Genomic DNA, 18,500 nt, shown 5'->3' on the forward strand with positions numbered 1-18,500 from the left:
GAACAGCCTATCGGGTTATCTCACCACTTCCTACACATATCCCCGCTTCTTCATCATAAATCACCCCGAACTGACCGGGAGCAATGCCCTGCAACTTCTCAGAAGATAAGATACGGAACTGACCGCCCTCTTCCTGTACCAGCTTTCCCTTCGTAAATTCAGGAGTGTGACGAATCTTGAAGGTAATATCTATCTCCTTTCCGGCATCTTTCCACGGATTCTCCGTAATAAAGTGGAAATCATTGATACGGAACTCACTGCCAAACTGCGTTTCGACTCCATATCCATGAGAGACATAGATGATATTTTCCTCAACATCCTTCTTGATCACAAACCAGGGACCGCCACTCAATCCGAGTCCTTTCCGCTGTCCGATCGTATGGAACCAGTAGCCGCGATGCGTGCCCACTTTCTTTCCGGTTTCCAGTTCTATAATCGCCCCTTCCCGCTCTCCCAGGAAACGACGAACGAAATCATTATAGTTAATCTTTCCCAAAAAGCAAATTCCCTGACTGTCCTTTCTTCGGGCACTGGGCAATCCTGCCCTGCTTGCGATTTCGCGTACTTCCTGCTTCATAAGTCCGCCGATAGAAAACATCAGTTTGGAAACTTGCAGGTAGTCTATCTGGGCCAGGAAATCCGTCTGGTCTTTAACAGGGTCTTTGGCTGTTCCAAGCCACGTCTTGCCGTCCTGCCGGATGGTGGTGGCGTAATGCCCTGTCGCCGTAAAATCGAAATTCTTTCCGACCTGCTGTTCGAAACAGCCAAACTTTATGAGTTTGTTACACATCACATCCGGATTCGGTGTCAGTCCTTTCTTTATTTTATCAATCGCGTAGGCGGCCACATTCTCCCAATACTCCTTATGCAAATCCACGACTTCCAAGGACAAACCATACTTACGGGCAATGGCAGTGGACATTTCAATATCTTCTTCGGCTGAACAATCCATATACTCCGCCCCGTCCATACCTATTTTGATATAGAAAAGAGTCGGTTTGTATCCTTGCTCACAAAGAAGGTGAACGACAACAGAGCTATCGACACCTCCGGACAATAATGCAGCTATATTCATCATCATAATTATTCGTTAAACAACAAAAGTTGTGCTAAGATGCCAATGTATTAATCACCGACAAATTAGCACATCAGCAAATCTGTTTCATTAAATCTTTATCAAAGTCAGGTTACGGTCCATCCAAAAATCATTTACTCTATATCACTCTCTTTGGATTCTAATTATTCTCTCTCTATTTATATGAATACCTATTGATCATTTTCGATGTTGCAAAGATAAGGCGGGATTTGCTAACAGCCTATCACATATTGAAGGCATTTTTATACCATAAATGTGGTAGATAAGCAAAGTATTTCCTACATTTGCACACTGAAAAGCTTTTTAAGATGACGAATTTACGCAAAATACTACTTATACCTGCCCTGATCGTCGTATCTGTCAGCAGCTTCTTTTCGTGTGGTGTGGACCGCTGGCCGGAATATGCCCACCTGACTGAACTGGATACATGGATGTATGATATCATGCAACAGAATTATCTGTGGTATCAATATATGCCTGGCTACGATGAAGTAAACCTGTTTCAGGACCCTGCCACCTTCTTATCCAAAGCAAAATGGGACAAAGACAGCTACTCTTTTGTAGATTCTGTCCTGGAAGCTCCGTTGCCAACCTATGGATTCGACTACTCGCTCGTCAAGAGTCAGGATAACGATACGGCATACAATGCCTTGATTACTTATGTTATCCCCGAATCACCCGCCGAAAAAGCCGGACTCCAACGCGGTGACTGGATTATGAAAGTAGACACTTCCTATATCAGCAAGAAGTATGAAACGCAACTACTGCAAGGTACAATAGCAAGAGAACTTTCGATGGGGGTATGGAAAGAAGTCGAGGAAGAGCCCGAAGAAGGGGAAGAAGTACCGGAAGAACCGGTTATGGTGTATAAAGTAGTACCGAACGGTGTCACGCTGGATTTGGGAGCCGCCCAGTCTATAGAAGACCAACCGGTACATAAATACGAAATTCTGACTTTAGACAATGGTGCTAAAGTCGGCTATCTGATGTACAACAGCTTCACCGCCGGAACCAATGACGATCCGGAGAAGTATAATAATGAATTACGTAAAGTCTCAACGATATTTCAGGAAGCCAACGTACAAGCCACTATCCTTGACCTTCGCTATAACGAAGGAGGATCGCTGGACTGTGTTCAGTTACTTGCCACCATCCTTGTGCCAAATGCAAGAATGGGCACTCCGATGGCTTATCTGGAATATAACGACAAGAACTTGGACAAAGACGCGACCATCAATTTCGATCAGGAGGTGCTGAAGACCGGTGTCAATCTGAATCAAAACACTTTGGTAGCAATCACCAGCGGAACAACAGCCGGAGCAGCAGAAATGCTACTGACCAGCCTATACAAAGAGGATCAGGCTCCTAACATTATTGTCATGGGTAGCGCAAGCAAGGGACAAACAGTGGCTACAGAGCAATTCATCAACGAAACCTACCGTTGGTCTGTCAATCCGGTGGTATGCACCGTTTACAACTCCGACCATGATGCAGGCGAAGACGCATTCGTGCTTGTTCCCAGCGATAAATTCAAAATAAGCGAAACGTCTATTAACGGGACTACTGATTACAGCCAGTTCCTCCCTTTCGGCAATCCTAAAGAAAGAATGCTAAGCATAGCCATCCAGACATTGGAGGGAACCTATCCGCCGAAAGACGAAGACAAAGAAGAAGAAACTCGAAGTACCAAGAGTATTAAGATAGAAAAAAGTGTCAGCAGTCCTGCCAGCAGAAGATTTGCCGGAGGGTTACGGATTAAATAAACAAGTATGAAAAAGATAGCACTTCTGTTGTGTGCGATAGTAATGTTCGGTTGTTCGGATGATGAAGAAAAAGCAGGCACAGAAGTTCCTGACCCGGAAATAAGCAAGATGCTGTTCTCCGAATTTTGCAAGTCCGATGGAATCGGAGTATCTGACGTTACTAAAGAAGAAGAGTTTCGCTACGAAGATGCCTGGCTGACCGGTTATACCTACACGCAAGAAGTTTCGATAGCGGACTTGACAGAGATCATCAGCCATCCGCTTACCATCCAATACGGAAACAACAGAAGCAGTGTTACTTTCACAGACGAAATAGGGACTGAGCGTAAATACACCCTAAACGAAGAAGGATACGCCACGCAATGCGAATATGCTTCTCTCGACCAGAAGAGACAATATACCTTTTCATATACGGACGGCTATCTGACACAAGTGAATGAAAAGATTATGCCCCGGGAAGGAAGCAGCGATGCAGTTGTCGCGCACACTCTTTCTCTACAGTATGACAAGGGCGATTTAATTTCCACCATCTCTCCTTCACTGCCCTATGAATCATCCACCGGTTACGGAAAGCTTCAGACTAATTATGAAGCGGGAGAAGATATCAATTATTATCGTCTTCCCTGTATGCTGGTGGCGGATACTTATCCCCTTTCCTTCCATCGTGAAGCCTTGTTTGCCGGCATGCTTGGCAAACCGACACAACACCTTACTACCGCCTCTTATCCGGAGAAAACCAGTGACACATACACCGAAAGAACCGAATATACTTATAGCTTTGATAAAAACAAGAAACCTGTCAGTCTAAAGGTCAGCACTAAATATGGTAATGGCAAAAGTATATCTTATCTGAATCGCACGATCTCAATTACGATTGAATAACCCGATTCTTGTCAAGAGCAGATTTATAGATTCTTAACTCCGACTAGCCTTTTCCGCTACATAAAAGTCTGTTTATCGAAACAAAGCCTCCGTTTTCACCTAACAAAGCATCTGATTACACTTAACATAGTATGTAATTTGCCTTAACATACCTTCTAATTCTTCCCGACATCCCTTCTAAATTTCAATAAGCACCGAGCTGAACCACTCCCAGCACCGATCTGAACAGTTCCTCACCAAGTAGTACACAAAAAAGGAGAAAGTTTTCACTTCCTCCTTCTATCGTAGTTTAATTTCAATCTACTATATGATTATGTCTCCAAAGATACGACATCCGGATGCAAAAGTCAAGCTTTTCCGGTTTTATTTCTTGAAGAATTTATCAAAGAACAAAATCTGGTAATCGATAGCGTTATTCCAGTATTCTCCGGTATGTCCTCCGGGACGGGTGATAAAATCATGATCGATCTTCTTTTCCAATAAGCGGTTGTGCAAATCCTTATTCACCTGAATGAAGAAGTCAGCCTCGCCACAATCAAAGATAATTGCCAAATCCCCGTTCTGAATCTTATCAATCTGATTGATTACAGTATGCGTATCCCATATTTCCTTGTTAGATTCATAATCCCCCAGGCGTTTTGCCATGTCCCAATTCTTCGGGAACGGACGAATGTCTACGCCTCCACTTGTACTTCCACAAGCGCCAAAGGTATCTTTATGACGGATAGCAGTCCACAGACCACCATGTCCGCCCATACTCAGACCGGTAATGGCACGCCCCTTGCGGTCGGTGATTGTCTTGTAATGTCCGTCGATATACTTCACCAGTTCCGATGAGACAAAAGTTTCATATCGGAAAGACGGGTCTTTCGGACTGTCCCAATACCAGCTGGTACTTCCGTCCGGGCAAACAAATATGATTCCTTTCTCATCCGCAATCTGAGGCAGATTGGGTTTAATCTCAATCCACGTCTTGGCATGTCCGCCAAAACCATGCAAGAGATAAACAGTAGGACACGCCGTAGCTTTCTTTCCCAATGCCGCATCCGGAGTGACTACTACTACCTTGATGTCCTTGTTCATGGAAGGACTTTTCACTAATAACGTATCTACTTTGGCAGCAAAAGAAGACGCTGCCCCAACTAACAAAAGAGCGATTAATAGAAGTTTTTTCTTTTTCATTGTGTTTATAATATGTTTAGATCCAATCATTCTTCGTCTTCTCCCGAAGGTTGAAATTCGGCAACAGGTGTCTCAAAAGTCTGATGACACTGCTGGCAAGTATATTCCCAATGATTGTCCCCCGGAGGCGCCGCTGCCAGCATGGAAAGTACAGCCGCACCAACGGCACGCAGTTTGTGTCCTTTTCTCAATACGAATTTAATATCGGACGAACCGCAATAAGGACAGAGCGTCAGTTCTTCGGGCCAGCTTTGGTTCTGCCTCAGCACCTGAACGGCTTTCTCATAATCTTCATCCGCCACCAGGATATCCACTCCCGCAATACTGCTCACGCAACTTTTATACAAAGTAGAAAAGTTCTCATTATGCAGAATAGATTCAATGCCCTCATTCTCCAGCGCTCCTTGAAGGATATGCGCCTTCATCGCGTCATTACAGGTAATCAATTTTACGGTTTTCATACTTAACCAGATTTTATTATTCCCACAAAAATAGAACATAAAATTGAAATGTGAAACTATTTTCCATTAACTTTGCAGTCGCTAAACTACAAATAACATGAAAAGACTACTGTCGCTTCTGCTGTTTTGCAACATAACCATATCCTTCCTTCTGGCACAGCCTGTCCACCAAGTGAAGGGAACAGTCATTGATAAATCCAGCCGTCAGCCGTTGGAATTTATCAATGTAATGATTGTCGGACTCAATAAAGGCGGAGTGACGAATGCCGAAGGTAAGTTCTCGATCGGGCAAGTACCGCCCGGCATCTATCGCCTGCAAGCGTCCGCTATCGGATACAAAACTGTCACTACCCCCGAATACATACTTTCGACCAGAGACCTACATATACAAATAGAGATGGAAGAGAATCAGACGGAACTGGAAGGAGTGACCGTCACCGCCTCCCCTTTCCGCCGGGACATTGAAAGTCCGGTCAGCCTGCGCATCATCGGACTGCAGGAAATAGAAAAAAGTCCGGGAGCCAACCGGGACATCTCACGCATCGTACAGTCTTATCCGGGAGTTGCCTTCTCACCGATAGGATACCGTAACGACTTGATCGTACGCGGCGGATCGCCTTCCGAAAACCGCTTTTACCTGGACGGAGTAGAGATCCCTAATATCAACCATTTCAGCACACAGGGAGCATCGGGCGGTCCGGTAGGTATCCTTAATGCCGACCTGATACGGGAAGTGAACTTCTATACCGGAGCCTTCCCGACAGACAAAGGAAATGCGCTCAGTTCCGTGCTCGACTTCAAATTGCGCGACGGGGACATGGAACGCAATTCCCTGAAAGCTACTCTCGGAGCTTCCGAAGTCTCCCTTGCCTCCAACGGACATTTGGGCAAAAAGACTTCCTATCTGGTTTCCGTCCGTCAGTCCTACCTGCAATTCTTGTTTGATATGCTCGGGCTGCCCTTTCTGCCGACTTTTACGGATGCGCAGTTCAAGCTGAAAACAAGGTTTGACGCCCGGAATGAATTGACTGTACTAGGGCTGGGCGGCATTGATAAGATGAAACTAAACACCAAAGCCGACGATGAAGACAACGAATACATCCTCAGTTACCTGCCTAAGATTCAGCAGGAGACGTTCACTCTAGGTGCCGTATACCGGCACTATGCGGGGGCACACGTGCAGTCGGTCGTTGCCAGTCACAGTTATCTGAACAACCGGAACACCAAATATCAGCAGAACGACGAAAGCGATCCGGATCATCTGATGCTCCGCCTCCGCTCTACGGAACAAAATACTCAGCTCCGTCTTGAGAACAGTTCGTCCTTCCGCAACTGGAAAGTCACTGTCGGAACCAGTCTGGACTATAGCCAGTATAGCAACACCACCTTTCAGAAGGTATATACCGACCGTGCGCAGACGTTCGACTACCATACCTATCTGGGCATCATGCGCTGGGGACTTTTCGGAACGATCAATTACACCTCCATAGACGAGCGTTTTACGGCTTCTCTGGGACTGCGTGCCGATGCCAACAACTACTCGGCAGCCATGAAAGACCTGTCCGACCAGCTCTCTCCCCGCCTGTCACTCTCCTATCAACTGACGGAGCACTGGTCGCTGAGCGGAAACGCAGGACTCTATTATCAACTGCCTCCCTACACCGCTCTCGGCTTTAAAAACAATAACGGACTCTATGCCAACAAGTATGCGCTCCGCTATATGCAAGTCAGCCAGGGTAGCATAGGACTGAACTGGAGAAAGGGCGATACCTTCGAAGTATCCGTCGAAGGATTCTATAAAGATTATGACAAAATTCCTCTTTCCGTAGCCGACGGCATTCCGTTGACCTGCAAAGGAAACGATTACGGAGTGATTGGCAACGAGCTGCTTACTTCCACCGCACAGGGACGGTCTTACGGAGCAGAACTTCTCCTTAAATGGCTGGTCGCCAAGAAACTGAATCTCGCCTCATCTTTCACGCTCTTTAAAAGCGAATATCGTACTGATAAGGAAAGCGAATACATCGCTTCCGCATGGGACAACCGCTTTATTTTCAACTTGCGGGGAACTTACAATCTCCCCCGGCACTGGAGCGTCGGAATGAAAGTCAGCTGTATAGGCGGTGCCCCCTATACTCCTTATGATGCCGACAAGTCATCTCTGGTAACAGCCTGGAATGCACAGGGAAAACCGTATTACGACTATACCCGATACAATGAAGAACGGCTCCCGGCCTTCACTCAGGTAGATATCCGCATAGACAAAACATTCTATCTGAAGCGCTGTATGCTGGGTTTCTACATTGATCTGCAGAATATCGCGGGCAGCAAGCTGAAACAGGCAGATGTATTAATGAGCACCGGAGTAATCAAAAATCCGGACGCACCGATAGCCGAACAACGGTATGTCATGAAGTCGCTCAAGCAAGAAAGCGGTACACTGCTGCCGACTTTGGGAATCACGTTTGAATACTAACACTATATTATATAATAACAAACTAAAAATTCACTATGATGAAAAAACAAATTGCATTAGTAGCCCTGTTATTTTTGGGCATGAGTTGTTTTAACGCTTCAGCACAATTCAAGAAATTCAATTTAGGCAAAGCTATTCAAGCAGGAAAAGATGCCGCACAAGCAATCTCTCTATCTGACGCCGACATTGCTGCTATGAGCAAGGAGTATATGGAATGGATGGACAAGCATAACCCACTGACCAAACCGGACAGCGAATACGGAAAACGCCTGGAAAGACTGACCGGAAACATCAAAGAAGTAGATGGTATGAAAGTTAACTTTGGCGTATATGAAGTAGTGGACGTTAACGCTTTCGCCTGTGGTGACGGCAGCGTACGTATCTGTGCCGGACTGATGGACGTCATGACTGACGAAGAAGTAATGGCAGTAATCGGTCATGAGATCGGTCATGTCATCCATACCGACTCTAAAGACGCAATGAAGAATGCATATTTCCGTTCGGCTGTAAAGAATGCGGCAGGAGCAGCCAGCAGCCAGGTCGCCAAACTGACTGACTCTGAACTGGGAGCAATGGCAGAAGCACTTGCCGGCGCACAATACTCACAGAAACAAGAGTACGAAGCAGATGCCTACGGCGTAGAGTTCTGCGTAAAAAACAACATCGACCCTTATGGTATGTACAAATCACTGAATAAACTTCTCGAATTGTCCAATGGGGCTCCCGCATCTTCCTACATGCAGAGAATGTTTTCTTCACACCCCGACACTGCCAAACGTGTAGCCCGTGCTAAAGAACTGGCTGATAAATACAAACAATAAAAAAGACTCAAGATCAGAAATAGCAAAAGAACATATTCCGAGAGCATTTACTTTGCAACCTCGGAATATGTTCTTTTGTTCTTAAGCCCCCCTCATTTCAAAGAATACATCGCCATTCCGCACCAATTGTTTATTAAAAAATCATTAATATACAGCACATATTTGCATGATGTCGTGATTTCATGTAATTTCACGGCAATAATCATTTAAATCCATTTATGGAATTTCTTATCATACTTCTCTTACTTGTACTGAATGGCATCTTTGCCATGTACGAAATTGCGCTGGTATCATCCAGCAAAGCACGTCTCGAAACTCTCGCCGGAAAAGGCAACAAATCTGCACGTGGAGTACTGAAACAACTGGAAGAACCCGAAAAGTTCTTGTCCACCATTCAAATCGGTATTACCCTGATCGGTATCGTATCCGGTGCCTATGGTGGTGTCGCTATCGCAGACGACCTTGTTCCACTCTTCTCCCTCATACCGGGAGCGGAAGCCTATGCACGTAATCTGGCCATGATCACCACTGTGGTAATCATCACCTATCTCTCTCTTATCATCGGAGAGCTGGTTCCCAAATCCATTGCCCTCAGTAATCCGGAACGATACGCAACCTTGTTCAGTCCGATTATGATTTTATTGACGAAAGTATCCTATCCGTTCGTCTGGCTGCTCAGTATCTCCACCCGCCTGCTGAACAGAATCATCGGCGTAAAAAACGAAGAACGCCCGATGACACAGGAAGAGATCAAAATGATTCTCCACCAAAGCTCCGAACAGGGAGTGATCGACAAGGAAGAGACGGAAATGCTGCGTGATGTGTTCCGTTTCTCGGACAAACGTGCCAATGAACTGATGACGCACCGCAGAGACCTTGTCATCTTCCATCCCGACGATACAAAAGACAAGGTGATGAAGACAATCGAAGAAGAACACTACAGCAAATATCTGTTGGTGGACGAGCGGAAAGACGAGATTATCGGTGTGGTATCCGTCAAAGATATTATTCTGATGGTAGGAAATAAAAAGGAGTTCAATCTGCGCGAAATAGCCCGTCCGGCTCTGTTTATCCCCGAAAGTTTATATGCAAATAAAATTTTAGAGCTGTTCAAGAAGAACAAAAACAAGTTCGGAGTTGTTGTTAACGAGTATGGTAGTACAGAAGGTATCATTACCCTGCACGACCTTACCGAAAGCATCTTCGGAGATATCCTTGAAGAAGACGATACGGAAGAGGAAGATATCGTCAGAAGACAGGATGGTTCGATGCTGGTGGAAGCCTCGATGAACATCAAGGACTTTATGGAAGAGATGGGAATCTTATCTTATGAAGACCTGGAGGACGAAGACTTCACGACCCTCGGAGGATTGGCAATGTTCCTGCTGGGCGGTATCCCGAAAGCCGGAGATATCTTCACCTACAAGAACCTGCAATTCGAAGTAGTGGATATGGACCGTGGACGGGTAGACAAACTGCTGGTCATCAAACGGGACGAAGAATAAAGAAAAAATAACCCGAGCAGTAAGCTCACTATATTTATATTAACTTAAAGCACTTAACGATGAAAAAAGTAATTATGTTAGCAGCAGTCGTAGCTGCTTTGGCATCTTGCCAGTCAAAAGCCAACAAAGCCGCAGAGGCAGAAGCAGACAGTCTTTCTATAGAAATGGCTCCGATCACAGAAGTGACCGAAGTTTATGAAGGTACACTCCCTGCTGCCGACGGTCCGGGTATCGACTACGTATTGACTCTGAACGCTGCAACTGACGGTGTAGATACCACGTATACACTGGATATGACTTACCTCGATGCAGAAGGTCAGGGTAAGAATAAAACCTTCTCTTCTAAAGGAAAACAACAGACTATCCAAAAAGTAGTGAACAAAAAACCTACCAAAGCTGTTAAGTTAACTCCGAATGATGGTGAGGCTCCAATGTATTTTGTGATTGTAAATGACACTACCCTGCGTTTGGTAAACGATAGCCTGCAGGAAGCTGTCAGCGATCTGAATTATGACATCATCAAGGTAAAGAAATAACAACCTAAACCCTAACCAGTAAAATCATCCTCGCTACAGCTATCTGTGGCGAGGATGATTTCGTTAAAAGGGAAGTCTGACACATCCCCCTTTTTATTTCTATCCCAATACTCCTTCTCCCTCCTGCAGGCGTTTCAGACGAAGCAATGCCTCTATATAATAATAGTCTGCATAGATAATAGAAGCGTCTATCTCCGAATGAGCCGGCCAATGGCCTGTGCTATGAAGCAGGAAAGCCGGATTACTTTTACCGCTCTGATAATTGTCGGAACTCAGGCTTGTCAGCATTTCGATAGCGGCATCCTTGTAGTGTTTGCCCTTCCCATTGGGGAGATAGGCAGACAGTTCGAGCAGTGCGGAAGCAACTACGGCAGCCGCCGAAGCATCACGCGGAACATCGGGTATGCCTGGAGCACTGAAATCCCAATAAGGTACTTTGTCTTCGGGCAAGCGTTCCAGATAGACATCGGCTACTTTCTGCACAAAGTCAAGGTATTTGGGATCTTTCGTTTCACGATAGACTACGGTATAGCCATAAATAGCCCATGCTTGTCCACGTGCCCACATTGTGCTGTCCGCATATCCTTGATGAGTCACTCCTTTAATCAGGTTACCTGTGATAGTATCATATACCGCTACATGATATGAGGTATAGTCCGGACGGAACTGACACTTCATAGTCTTGTCGGCATGAGATACAGCGATGTCGTATAAGTAAGGATTACCACCGTTCTTTGCTGCCCAGAAAAGCATCTCAAGATTGATCATATTGTCCATGATGGTATTGTGGGGCCAATTGCGGGGTTCTACTTCCCGCGGCCAGGACAGCATCGTGCCGACTACCGGATTAAACAAAGTAGCCAATGAATCGGCTGTATCCAGAATCACTTGTTTGTAAGCGGGATTCTTGGTCAGGCGATATCCGTTGCCGTAGCTGCAAAAAACCAGAAAGCCCAGATCATGATCATAAGCCGGAATGCGGGAAAGGAACTCTAAGGATGCCGTAAACTTTTCGGCTTCTTCCAGTATATTCTTGTCTTGTGTATACTCATAATCATACCACAACACTCCCGGCCAGAAACCGGCACACCATTCTTCCTTCGTTGCTTTCCGACAGTTCCAATGATGTTCGTCTGCCATGACATTACGTGGCATCATTGTATAGTCTATACCCGAGTCTCCTTTCAGTTCTACCAGTGAACGTTGGGTCTGTTCCGCGCAATAATCCAGAGCTTTATTCACATCCAACGTACCGGAAGTCCGATGGGCACATGCACAAAACCCTAGTACTACAACCAACCCTGCTACAATCTTCTTCATTTTTTCGTTCTATATCTTCGTGTTAGTTTCTTATTTTTTATTCTCACTTATTCTTTCTTATCATTTAGTTACCCGGAACCAGTCTACATCCGCCCATCCGCGATTTCCGTCATTAGGAGTGACGCAGAATAAACCAACTTTCGCTCCTATCCACTTTCCCTGCCGGGCAGTAAAAGGTTCTCCCGCTGCTGTGTACTTCTTTCCGTCGAGACTATAGGCAAAGGTGCAAACGGCTCCCTTGGCAACCTTTACCCGTAAGTAAACGGTCTTCCACTCATTATCAGCCACTCCCGGCATTTTCAGATATTCCACCGGAAAACTCGCCAGTTCCTTCACTTGTTCGGGGTGCTGTTGTTCCGCATCTTTGCATACGACTTGTTGCAGGATAAACTTGTCGCCGGCTTTACGGACAGACAAATAACTATAATCCCATCCCATTACTATCATTCCGGCTTGCTCTCCATCCTGCTTGGCGGTAAACGTCAGCTTGGTAGTAGCCGTAAACTCTTCAGCGGGAAACTTTTGCAGCAACAGATTAGGCACTTCCCAAAAGTTCACGAACTCTTTGGAAAGGCTGCCTGCATAGAGTCGGATATATCCCAGATCGGTCGTAAATCCGTAGGTATCCTGTTTGTTGGCATGCCACTGCCACTGTAATCCCAAGTGCCGTGTATCGAACTCGTCACTTTCCGGAGGAGTAGTTACCGGATACATCTTTCCGACATTCGGCTTTTTATAGGTGGTGACAGGTTCTCCGCAACCGTCTTTGTCTTTATCTACTCCGATCACAGGCCATTCATTCACCCATTTCATCGGATTGAGATGAATAACACGTCCGTAAGCCCCTTGATCCTGAAAGTGGACGAACCACGATTCTCCTGTATTTGTATCTACCCAGCCTCCCTGATGCGGACCATTGATGGTGGTCTTCCCCTGCGCCATCACGATCTTTGATTCATAGGGTCCATAAATATTCCTTGAACGAAGCACCAGCTGCCAACCGGTAGCTACTCCGCCTGCCGGAGCAAAAATATAATAGTAACCATTCCGTTTATAGAGCTTCGGTCCTTCTACCGTATGATTCTTCCCGTCATTTCCATCGAACACCATTACCGGATCGGAGATCACTTCCGTTCCTTCCGCATTCAGTTCGCAAATAACCAGAATGCTGTTCACTCCGCTGCGACTGCCGGCATAAGCATGTATCAGATATACTTTCCCGTCCTCGTCCCAAAGTGGCGTCGGGTCGATCATTCCTTTTCCGGCTTTCACCAATACGGGTTTGCTCCATGATCCTTTCGGATCTCTGGTCTTTATCATGTAGATTCCATAATCCGGATCGCCCCAATAAATATAAAACTCTCCCTTATGAAAGCGGATAGCAGGAGCCCATACACCTTTCCCATGCTGCGCTTTATCGAAAAACTCTTTGGGTTCCTGTACCGGCAGCGCATAATTCACCAGCGACCAGTTTACCAGATCACGGGAATGAAGTATAGGAAGTCCCGGTATGCAATTAAAACTGGAAGCCGTCATATAGAAATCATCTCCTGCCGCACATACGTCCGGATCGGAATAGTCGGCATAAAGCACAGGGTTCTGATAAGTACCATTGCCTTTATCAGCCACCCATGTCCGGGATATTTCCTGTGCACTCGCCCAAGTACAGCAAGCCATCATTCCTGCTATAAACAGAATCTTTTTACGCATATTACCTTACTAATCATTTCATTCAAACATACTAATCGTTATTCCTAAAAACAGGTTCTTTTTACCTTATATTAAAACCAATCTTTCAAAAACTGAATCCTTTATCTCTTTTCAACAATCTTATTACTGACCTATTTGCTTATATATACGAAGGGGATCAGGTAAATACCTAATCCCCTCGCAAAAATATTCCAAAATGTATCGTCATTCCCGGTAATACATCAATGTGCCGAAACCTAACTGATCAAATCCACCGCTATTCGGTCCATAGTTTCCACCACCTCCGTCGGGGCGCATTTGCTCTGCCCACTTCCCGCTGTAAATGGAAGATATACCTTTTGCCTTGCAATATCCATAGAACAGTTCCCATGCCGGTCTTTTCGTTCCGCGCTGGTCTGTAGATATAGTTGCATTGGTATAAGACGGATTTGAATAGGAAGTATAGGGGAAAGAATTGGAATCATATACAAAATCATCACCAACTAATGTTCCTTTATTGAAGGCTTCATCTTTGATCAGATTGTACTTGCCTACATACTCAGCCATTGCTACTGCCCTATAATTATCAAAAGCAAACAGGTCCTCACCGATACTATAAGCCATCTGACAGAATGCCCCCATCAATGACACACACAATGTCGCATGCCCTTGGTCACGTCCCGACTCTTCACACTGTCCCAAAATCTCATCAGAATCCGGATCCTGATGCAAAAAAGGAACTGCATTTTTGATATTTCCAGCTTCTTTATATCTTCCTTCTTCATTCTTAAAATATACGATAGCTTGATTAATCAGCACATTATCATCACACAATATTCCAATGGAAAGAATAGATGTCATCTGAGCCAGATCCCAGTTTAGCCAGTAATGCATATTGCCCTGTCCGCCGTTATGATTCTTAAGGAACATATTGGAAACACTGTAAAACGTATCTTTCATCCAAGTCTTGAACTTCTCAAAATCATTCCTATCCCATCCGTTGTAATCTCTGAGCAATTCCGCCGCATTTGCCCACTGATGTGCCTGAATAGGTATCAAATATAAATTAGGGTCTGGAATATTATTAGTATAACCTTCCATTCTCAATATACCCTTGCAGTTCGTAGCCCATGCATTAAACAGTTTTACAGCAGCATCTGCAAATACGGTATTTCCCGACAACTGATAGCGGAGTGCCAGTTGGTAAGCAGCCGCAGCATCATACATACACGATGTGTAATTAGAGTAATCCGGATATTTACCCGACCAATTATTCTTATCCATTCGTTTCAAATATCCATCAAGCAAAGCACTCGTTTTTTCTGTATAAGAACTTTGCGCATAATCGCTTGCTTCCAGTTGAGCGTAGGCATCTTTCCAGGGCGATCGTGTCAGATTACTTTTTACGCGATCAATATCGGCCTGTGTATGAAGCATACAAGGATGCTTCAATGGCAAATAGTCTTTCTTAACCATATCTTCTTCAGGACTTTTCAAATCACTGAATTTACTGGTATCCCCATTGGGAATTTCACTACTGCAGGACATCATACCAAATGCTATCACAAAGCTAAAGAATAAGCTTATATATTTCGTTTTCATATTTCAGATTTATTTGTTATTTTCTTTTTCTACGTAAACTTTTAAATCTTCCAATGTCTTGAAAGTACGTACCCAATATACCTTATAAGAATAAGGTTGTACAGTAACGTCCGCTATCTTCAGCTGGAAAGTCGTCAACTTATCCGATGGAGCATCCGTTGGAAAATAGGGCTTAGCCTGCAAATCATAATATATAACCTGCGAATCTTCAGCCAAAACTCCGGTCGGATTGTTACCATAATCACCTTTGTTCGTATCCAACTTAAGACTTCCGTTACCCGGCACATCCATTCTAAAGGCAAGATAGCGGTAAGTTCCTATATTCAAGACAACCGGACGGTCATTAGAAGCCATCTTTAAGTCTGCCCTATATTTGCTGTTCGATTGCAGAGACATATTTACAGTCATACCTTCAGCATCAAAATTGACCGAAGCGGGCGTTTGTCCAAATCCCCATCCCAGTGCTTTCAGTTCATCCTGATTACGAACATAAGATAGTGACAATGAGACTACTCCTTCACCAACTACTTTGACAGCTATCGATGCTGATAGTCCGGACAATGGATCCTGAGCTATAATTTCGGCTTCGCCTGCACCCACAGCAGTTACCAAGCCATCAGCATCCACTGTGGCAACTCTGTCATTGGTAGTACTCCAGCTTAATAATCCAACCGATGCATCAATTGGTTCCAAAAGACAATTTATCAGAGTCTTATCTCCTATCATCATATCATATCCCGGTTCACTTAATGTGATTTTATCAATAGGAATCACTTCTTTTACTGTTACTACAGCCGTAGCAGTCAATTGACTACCATCTTGACTTGAAACTGAAATATTAGCTGTTCCAGGCTTTTTCCCCGTTATCGTACCATCGTCCGCTACCGTTGCAACTTCTTCATTATCACTTTTCCAATCAAACACATTATATCCGTCTGAAGGAGTCACATTGACAATCACTTTCTTATTTGTTCCTTCAAACAGTTCCACGTTTTCAAGCTCTATAGCTGTAGCCACCGGCATTACTTGGACTTCTATTGTTTTGAGAGTCTCAAAGGCGGTACTCTGAGACAAATTAATATATGCTTTTCCGATCATCTTAGCCGTAACCCTGCCGTCCTGCGAAACAGACACCACATTTTCATCCGATGATGTTAAAGTAATCTCCGGATTCGTCACATTCTCCGGAACCGGCTTATAATCTAAAACAAAATCCATTCCTACAGCTAAAGGTAGTGATGAACCTACATTTACCTCTATATCATTCATTAGTTGCGCCTCATTCATAGCATCACCATATTCCTTATCGCCACATGAAGCTACTGACAGTAATAAGCTTAGCATCCCAAGACCTACTGACATCCATTTTACTGATAAGAAAGCTATATGTTTCATATTTTTTCTTTTTTATTATTCATATTCCATTATTCTCCCCAACCCGGATTTTGTCCCAAAGTCAGATTTAACTGTAACTGATCAGAAGGCAATGGGTACAAGTAATTCTTATCCGCCCACTGACGCCCAGTCTCTACAACAACACATCCTTCATCATTCAAACTAAAGGTTGTATTCCAGGACTCATATTCAGTCCCCTTCCATTTAATTCCCAACATAGTCTGCGGCATCTCGTTCTCTGCTGTTTTCCAACGTTTCAAATCATCAATGCGAAATCCTTCATTAAAGAGTTCGACAGTACGTTCCCTCCGTATTTCCGTTCTCATATCCAACCCATGTGCCTGTGTAAGCTCGTTAGTCAATGCCGGCATATTGGTATTTACACGTTGACGAACCAGATTCAAGGAAATATTCAAGTCTTCATTTTCAATTTTATCATCTCTCTCATATATGGCTTCTGCATAATTCAACAAGACTTCCGCATAACGGATAAGCGGGAAATCATATCCCTCTTGCGTATCGGGTACCACACGTTCAGCACTCCATTTTTGGTTGCCATAACATGTACCGGAAGCTGGATCATAGACTTTGGATGTTTTAAGATCCGTCTCATCCCACTGCCACGAAGTTCGGCCGAATTTATTCCCCCAATAGCGGGTACCCGGTTTCAGCAACGTATAACGCATACGATTATCGCGATTCAAAAATTCAGAGACCTTTTTATCATACTTCTGGAAGCGCCCCGATTTCTCAATAGGTAATCCATCATCACACAAATAAAGATTGGCAAATTTACGAGTGACCCATTGCACATTTGCCAGACATTCTTGCGTTATATTCTTACCGATTGAGGCCAATACCTGATCATGACGACGAGCAAAAATATACTCATGATTAGAAGACTTTTTAATACCTGCCGGATTTGACTTCTCATTTTCCAAAATGAACATATACTTCTGCGCACTGTCACCCAGTATTTTTGTCTCACTGTCTGTTCCAAACAATCGGAATGTGTATCCATATTTAGCATCAATCACAGTCCGTGCTGCTTTGGCAGCTATGTCCAACAGATTAGCGGAACGTTGCGTATTCTGATTACCATTACGCGACTTCTGCCATGTTCCTTCATAAAGAGCCACTCTTGAAAGGAAAGCCTGTGCACCTTCTTTAGAAATTCGTCCTTCCTCTTCGGTCGTAAGTTCTTTAAAAGCCGGTAAATTTTCAACGGCATGATTAAGATCATCGATAATAAGATCGACTACTTCGCTGCGGTCATTCCGTTTTACTTTCATCTCAGGGTCTGTAATGTCCAACGGCTTCTTGGTGATGATAACGTCTCCATACAATTGAAGTAAGTCAAAATAACTATAAGCACGGAAAAAATAAGCCTCTCCTATATATTGCTTTATATCTTCCGGCTTAGCATAAGCTTCAGCATTCTGCAACAATAAGTTCGTGCGCCGGATATGCTTGTAGTTATCCGTATAGTTGGCGTCCGAAGACGGAATTGAATTTATTCCTCGGCTAAATTCATTGTAGCTCTGATAAGTAATCAAATCCGAACGTTTGTCACTATGTGTTCCATCATATACGACAGAAGAAAAATCACGCGTCCAACTATAAAAGGTATTGGCAAACTGCTTATAATCATTGACAGAAGTCCACATATTCTTACCACCCAACTGATCCTGAGGTTCCAGATCCAAACAAGAGTGGAATGTCATTCCTAACACTATGGCAAGGAGAATTGTTATTTTTGATCGTTTCATACT

The 18,500-nt window shown here is 44.3% G+C and carries 14 protein-coding genes; 6 read left to right on the top strand and 8 right to left on the bottom strand.

The features are described from left to right. Window positions 1–7: 7 nt before the first annotated feature. The gene (gene mnmA, locus DW640_RS18625) at window positions 8–1,075 is read right to left on the bottom strand and encodes a tRNA 2-thiouridine(34) synthase MnmA (RefSeq protein WP_080979775.1); all 1,068 of its coding nucleotides are present in this window, start codon (window positions 1,073–1,075) and stop codon (window positions 8–10) included. Window positions 1,076–1,404: 329 nt separating this feature from the next. On the opposite strand from mnmA, the gene DW640_RS18630 reads away from it, so the two are divergent. Both DW640_RS18630 and DW640_RS18635 read left to right on the top strand, forming a co-directional pair. After that, window positions 1,405–2,859: a S41 family peptidase gene (locus DW640_RS18630; RefSeq protein WP_008760472.1), complete on the top strand. Its 1,455-nt coding sequence runs from the start codon at window positions 1,405–1,407 to the stop codon at window positions 2,857–2,859. A gap of 6 nt (window positions 2,860–2,865) precedes the next feature. Then, complete coding sequence (locus tag DW640_RS18635) at window positions 2,866–3,741, top strand: DUF4595 domain-containing protein (RefSeq protein WP_117578815.1); 876 nt, start codon at window positions 2,866–2,868, stop codon at window positions 3,739–3,741. A gap of 363 nt (window positions 3,742–4,104) precedes the next feature. On the opposite strand, the gene DW640_RS18640 is transcribed toward DW640_RS18635, so the two are convergent. Both DW640_RS18640 and DW640_RS18645 read right to left on the bottom strand, forming a co-directional pair. Then, window positions 4,105–4,923 carry an alpha/beta hydrolase family protein gene (locus DW640_RS18640; RefSeq protein ID WP_008760470.1) on the bottom strand — a complete coding sequence of 273 codons (819 nt, stop codon included), beginning with the start codon at window positions 4,921–4,923 and terminating at the stop codon, window positions 4,105–4,107. A gap of 26 nt (window positions 4,924–4,949) precedes the next feature. Beyond that, entirely contained in the window at window positions 4,950–5,384 is a 435-nt protein-coding gene (locus DW640_RS18645; RefSeq protein WP_008760469.1) for a DUF2007 domain-containing protein, read from the bottom strand. Between the two features lie 97 nt (window positions 5,385–5,481). On the opposite strand from DW640_RS18645, the gene DW640_RS18650 reads away from it, so the two are divergent. The 4 genes from DW640_RS18650 (at window position 5,482) to DW640_RS18665 (ending at window position 10,722) form a co-directional block, all read left to right on the top strand. Continuing rightward, window positions 5,482–7,860 (top strand): TonB-dependent receptor, encoded by a 2,379-nt coding sequence (locus tag DW640_RS18650; protein ID WP_117578816.1) that lies wholly within the window; start codon window positions 5,482–5,484, stop codon window positions 7,858–7,860. A 38-nt stretch (window positions 7,861–7,898) separates the two neighbouring features. After that, on the top strand, window positions 7,899–8,681 hold the full coding sequence (locus DW640_RS18655; RefSeq protein ID WP_011107141.1) for a M48 family metallopeptidase: 783 nt from the start codon (window positions 7,899–7,901) through the stop codon (window positions 8,679–8,681). A gap of 218 nt (window positions 8,682–8,899) precedes the next feature. Continuing rightward, window positions 8,900–10,186 carry a hemolysin family protein gene (locus DW640_RS18660; RefSeq protein ID WP_008760466.1) on the top strand — a complete coding sequence of 429 codons (1,287 nt, stop codon included), beginning with the start codon at window positions 8,900–8,902 and terminating at the stop codon, window positions 10,184–10,186. A gap of 59 nt (window positions 10,187–10,245) precedes the next feature. Continuing rightward, window positions 10,246–10,722, top strand: a complete 477-nt coding sequence (locus DW640_RS18665; RefSeq protein WP_008760465.1) for a copper resistance protein NlpE — start codon at window positions 10,246–10,248, stop codon at window positions 10,720–10,722. Between the two features lie 99 nt (window positions 10,723–10,821). Here the strand turns inward: DW640_RS18665 and DW640_RS18670 are convergent, their stop codons facing one another. The 5 genes from DW640_RS18670 to DW640_RS18690 form a co-directional block, all read right to left on the bottom strand. Continuing rightward, window positions 10,822–12,042 carry a glycoside hydrolase family 88 protein gene (locus tag DW640_RS18670; RefSeq protein ID WP_054959963.1) on the bottom strand — a complete coding sequence of 407 codons (1,221 nt, stop codon included), beginning with the start codon at window positions 12,040–12,042 and terminating at the stop codon, window positions 10,822–10,824. 60 nt (window positions 12,043–12,102) lie between these two features. Next, on the bottom strand, window positions 12,103–13,752 hold the full coding sequence (locus DW640_RS18675) for a glycoside hydrolase 43 family protein (protein ID WP_016268002.1): 1,650 nt from the start codon (window positions 13,750–13,752) through the stop codon (window positions 12,103–12,105). Between the two features lie 204 nt (window positions 13,753–13,956). Continuing rightward, entirely contained in the window at window positions 13,957–15,333 is a 1,377-nt protein-coding gene (locus DW640_RS18680) for an alginate lyase family protein (protein WP_117578817.1), read from the bottom strand. 9 nt (window positions 15,334–15,342) lie between these two features. Continuing rightward, window positions 15,343–16,728 (bottom strand): Ig-like domain-containing protein, encoded by a 1,386-nt coding sequence (locus DW640_RS18685; protein WP_008766733.1) that lies wholly within the window; start codon window positions 16,726–16,728, stop codon window positions 15,343–15,345. A 29-nt stretch (window positions 16,729–16,757) separates the two neighbouring features. Then, window positions 16,758–18,497 (bottom strand): RagB/SusD family nutrient uptake outer membrane protein, encoded by a 1,740-nt coding sequence (locus tag DW640_RS18690; protein WP_117578818.1) that lies wholly within the window; start codon window positions 18,495–18,497, stop codon window positions 16,758–16,760. Between the last annotated feature and the right edge of the window lie 3 nt (window positions 18,498–18,500).

This window comes from Bacteroides sp. AM23-12 (genome assembly GCF_003434395.1).
Lineage (GTDB): Bacteria > Bacteroidota > Bacteroidia > Bacteroidales > Bacteroidaceae > Bacteroides > Bacteroides thetaiotaomicron.

Bases quoted from the DNA above. Each gene is read 5' to 3' on its own strand.
- mnmA (WP_080979775.1), bottom strand. From the start codon at position 1,075: ATGAATATAGCTGCATTATTGTCCGGAGGTGTCGATAGCTCTGTTGTC.
- DW640_RS18630 (WP_008760472.1), top strand. From the start codon at position 1,405: ATGACGAATTTACGCAAAATACTACTTATACCTGCCCTGATCGTCGTA.
- DW640_RS18635 (WP_117578815.1), top strand. From the start codon at position 2,866: ATGAAAAAGATAGCACTTCTGTTGTGTGCGATAGTAATGTTCGGTTGT.
- DW640_RS18640 (WP_008760470.1), bottom strand. From the start codon at position 4,923: ATGAAAAAGAAAAAACTTCTATTAATCGCTCTTTTGTTAGTTGGGGCA.
- DW640_RS18645 (WP_008760469.1), bottom strand. From the start codon at position 5,384: ATGAAAACCGTAAAATTGATTACCTGTAATGACGCGATGAAGGCGCAT.
- DW640_RS18650 (WP_117578816.1), top strand. From the start codon at position 5,482: ATGAAAAGACTACTGTCGCTTCTGCTGTTTTGCAACATAACCATATCC.
- DW640_RS18655 (WP_011107141.1), top strand. From the start codon at position 7,899: ATGAAAAAACAAATTGCATTAGTAGCCCTGTTATTTTTGGGCATGAGT.
- DW640_RS18660 (WP_008760466.1), top strand. From the start codon at position 8,900: ATGGAATTTCTTATCATACTTCTCTTACTTGTACTGAATGGCATCTTT.
- DW640_RS18665 (WP_008760465.1), top strand. From the start codon at position 10,246: ATGAAAAAAGTAATTATGTTAGCAGCAGTCGTAGCTGCTTTGGCATCT.
- DW640_RS18670 (WP_054959963.1), bottom strand. From the start codon at position 12,042: ATGAAGAAGATTGTAGCAGGGTTGGTTGTAGTACTAGGGTTTTGTGCA.
- DW640_RS18675 (WP_016268002.1), bottom strand. From the start codon at position 13,752: ATGCGTAAAAAGATTCTGTTTATAGCAGGAATGATGGCTTGCTGTACT.
- DW640_RS18680 (WP_117578817.1), bottom strand. From the start codon at position 15,333: ATGAAAACGAAATATATAAGCTTATTCTTTAGCTTTGTGATAGCATTT.
- DW640_RS18685 (WP_008766733.1), bottom strand. From the start codon at position 16,728: ATGAAACATATAGCTTTCTTATCAGTAAAATGGATGTCAGTAGGTCTT.
- DW640_RS18690 (WP_117578818.1), bottom strand. From the start codon at position 18,497: ATGAAACGATCAAAAATAACAATTCTCCTTGCCATAGTGTTAGGAATG.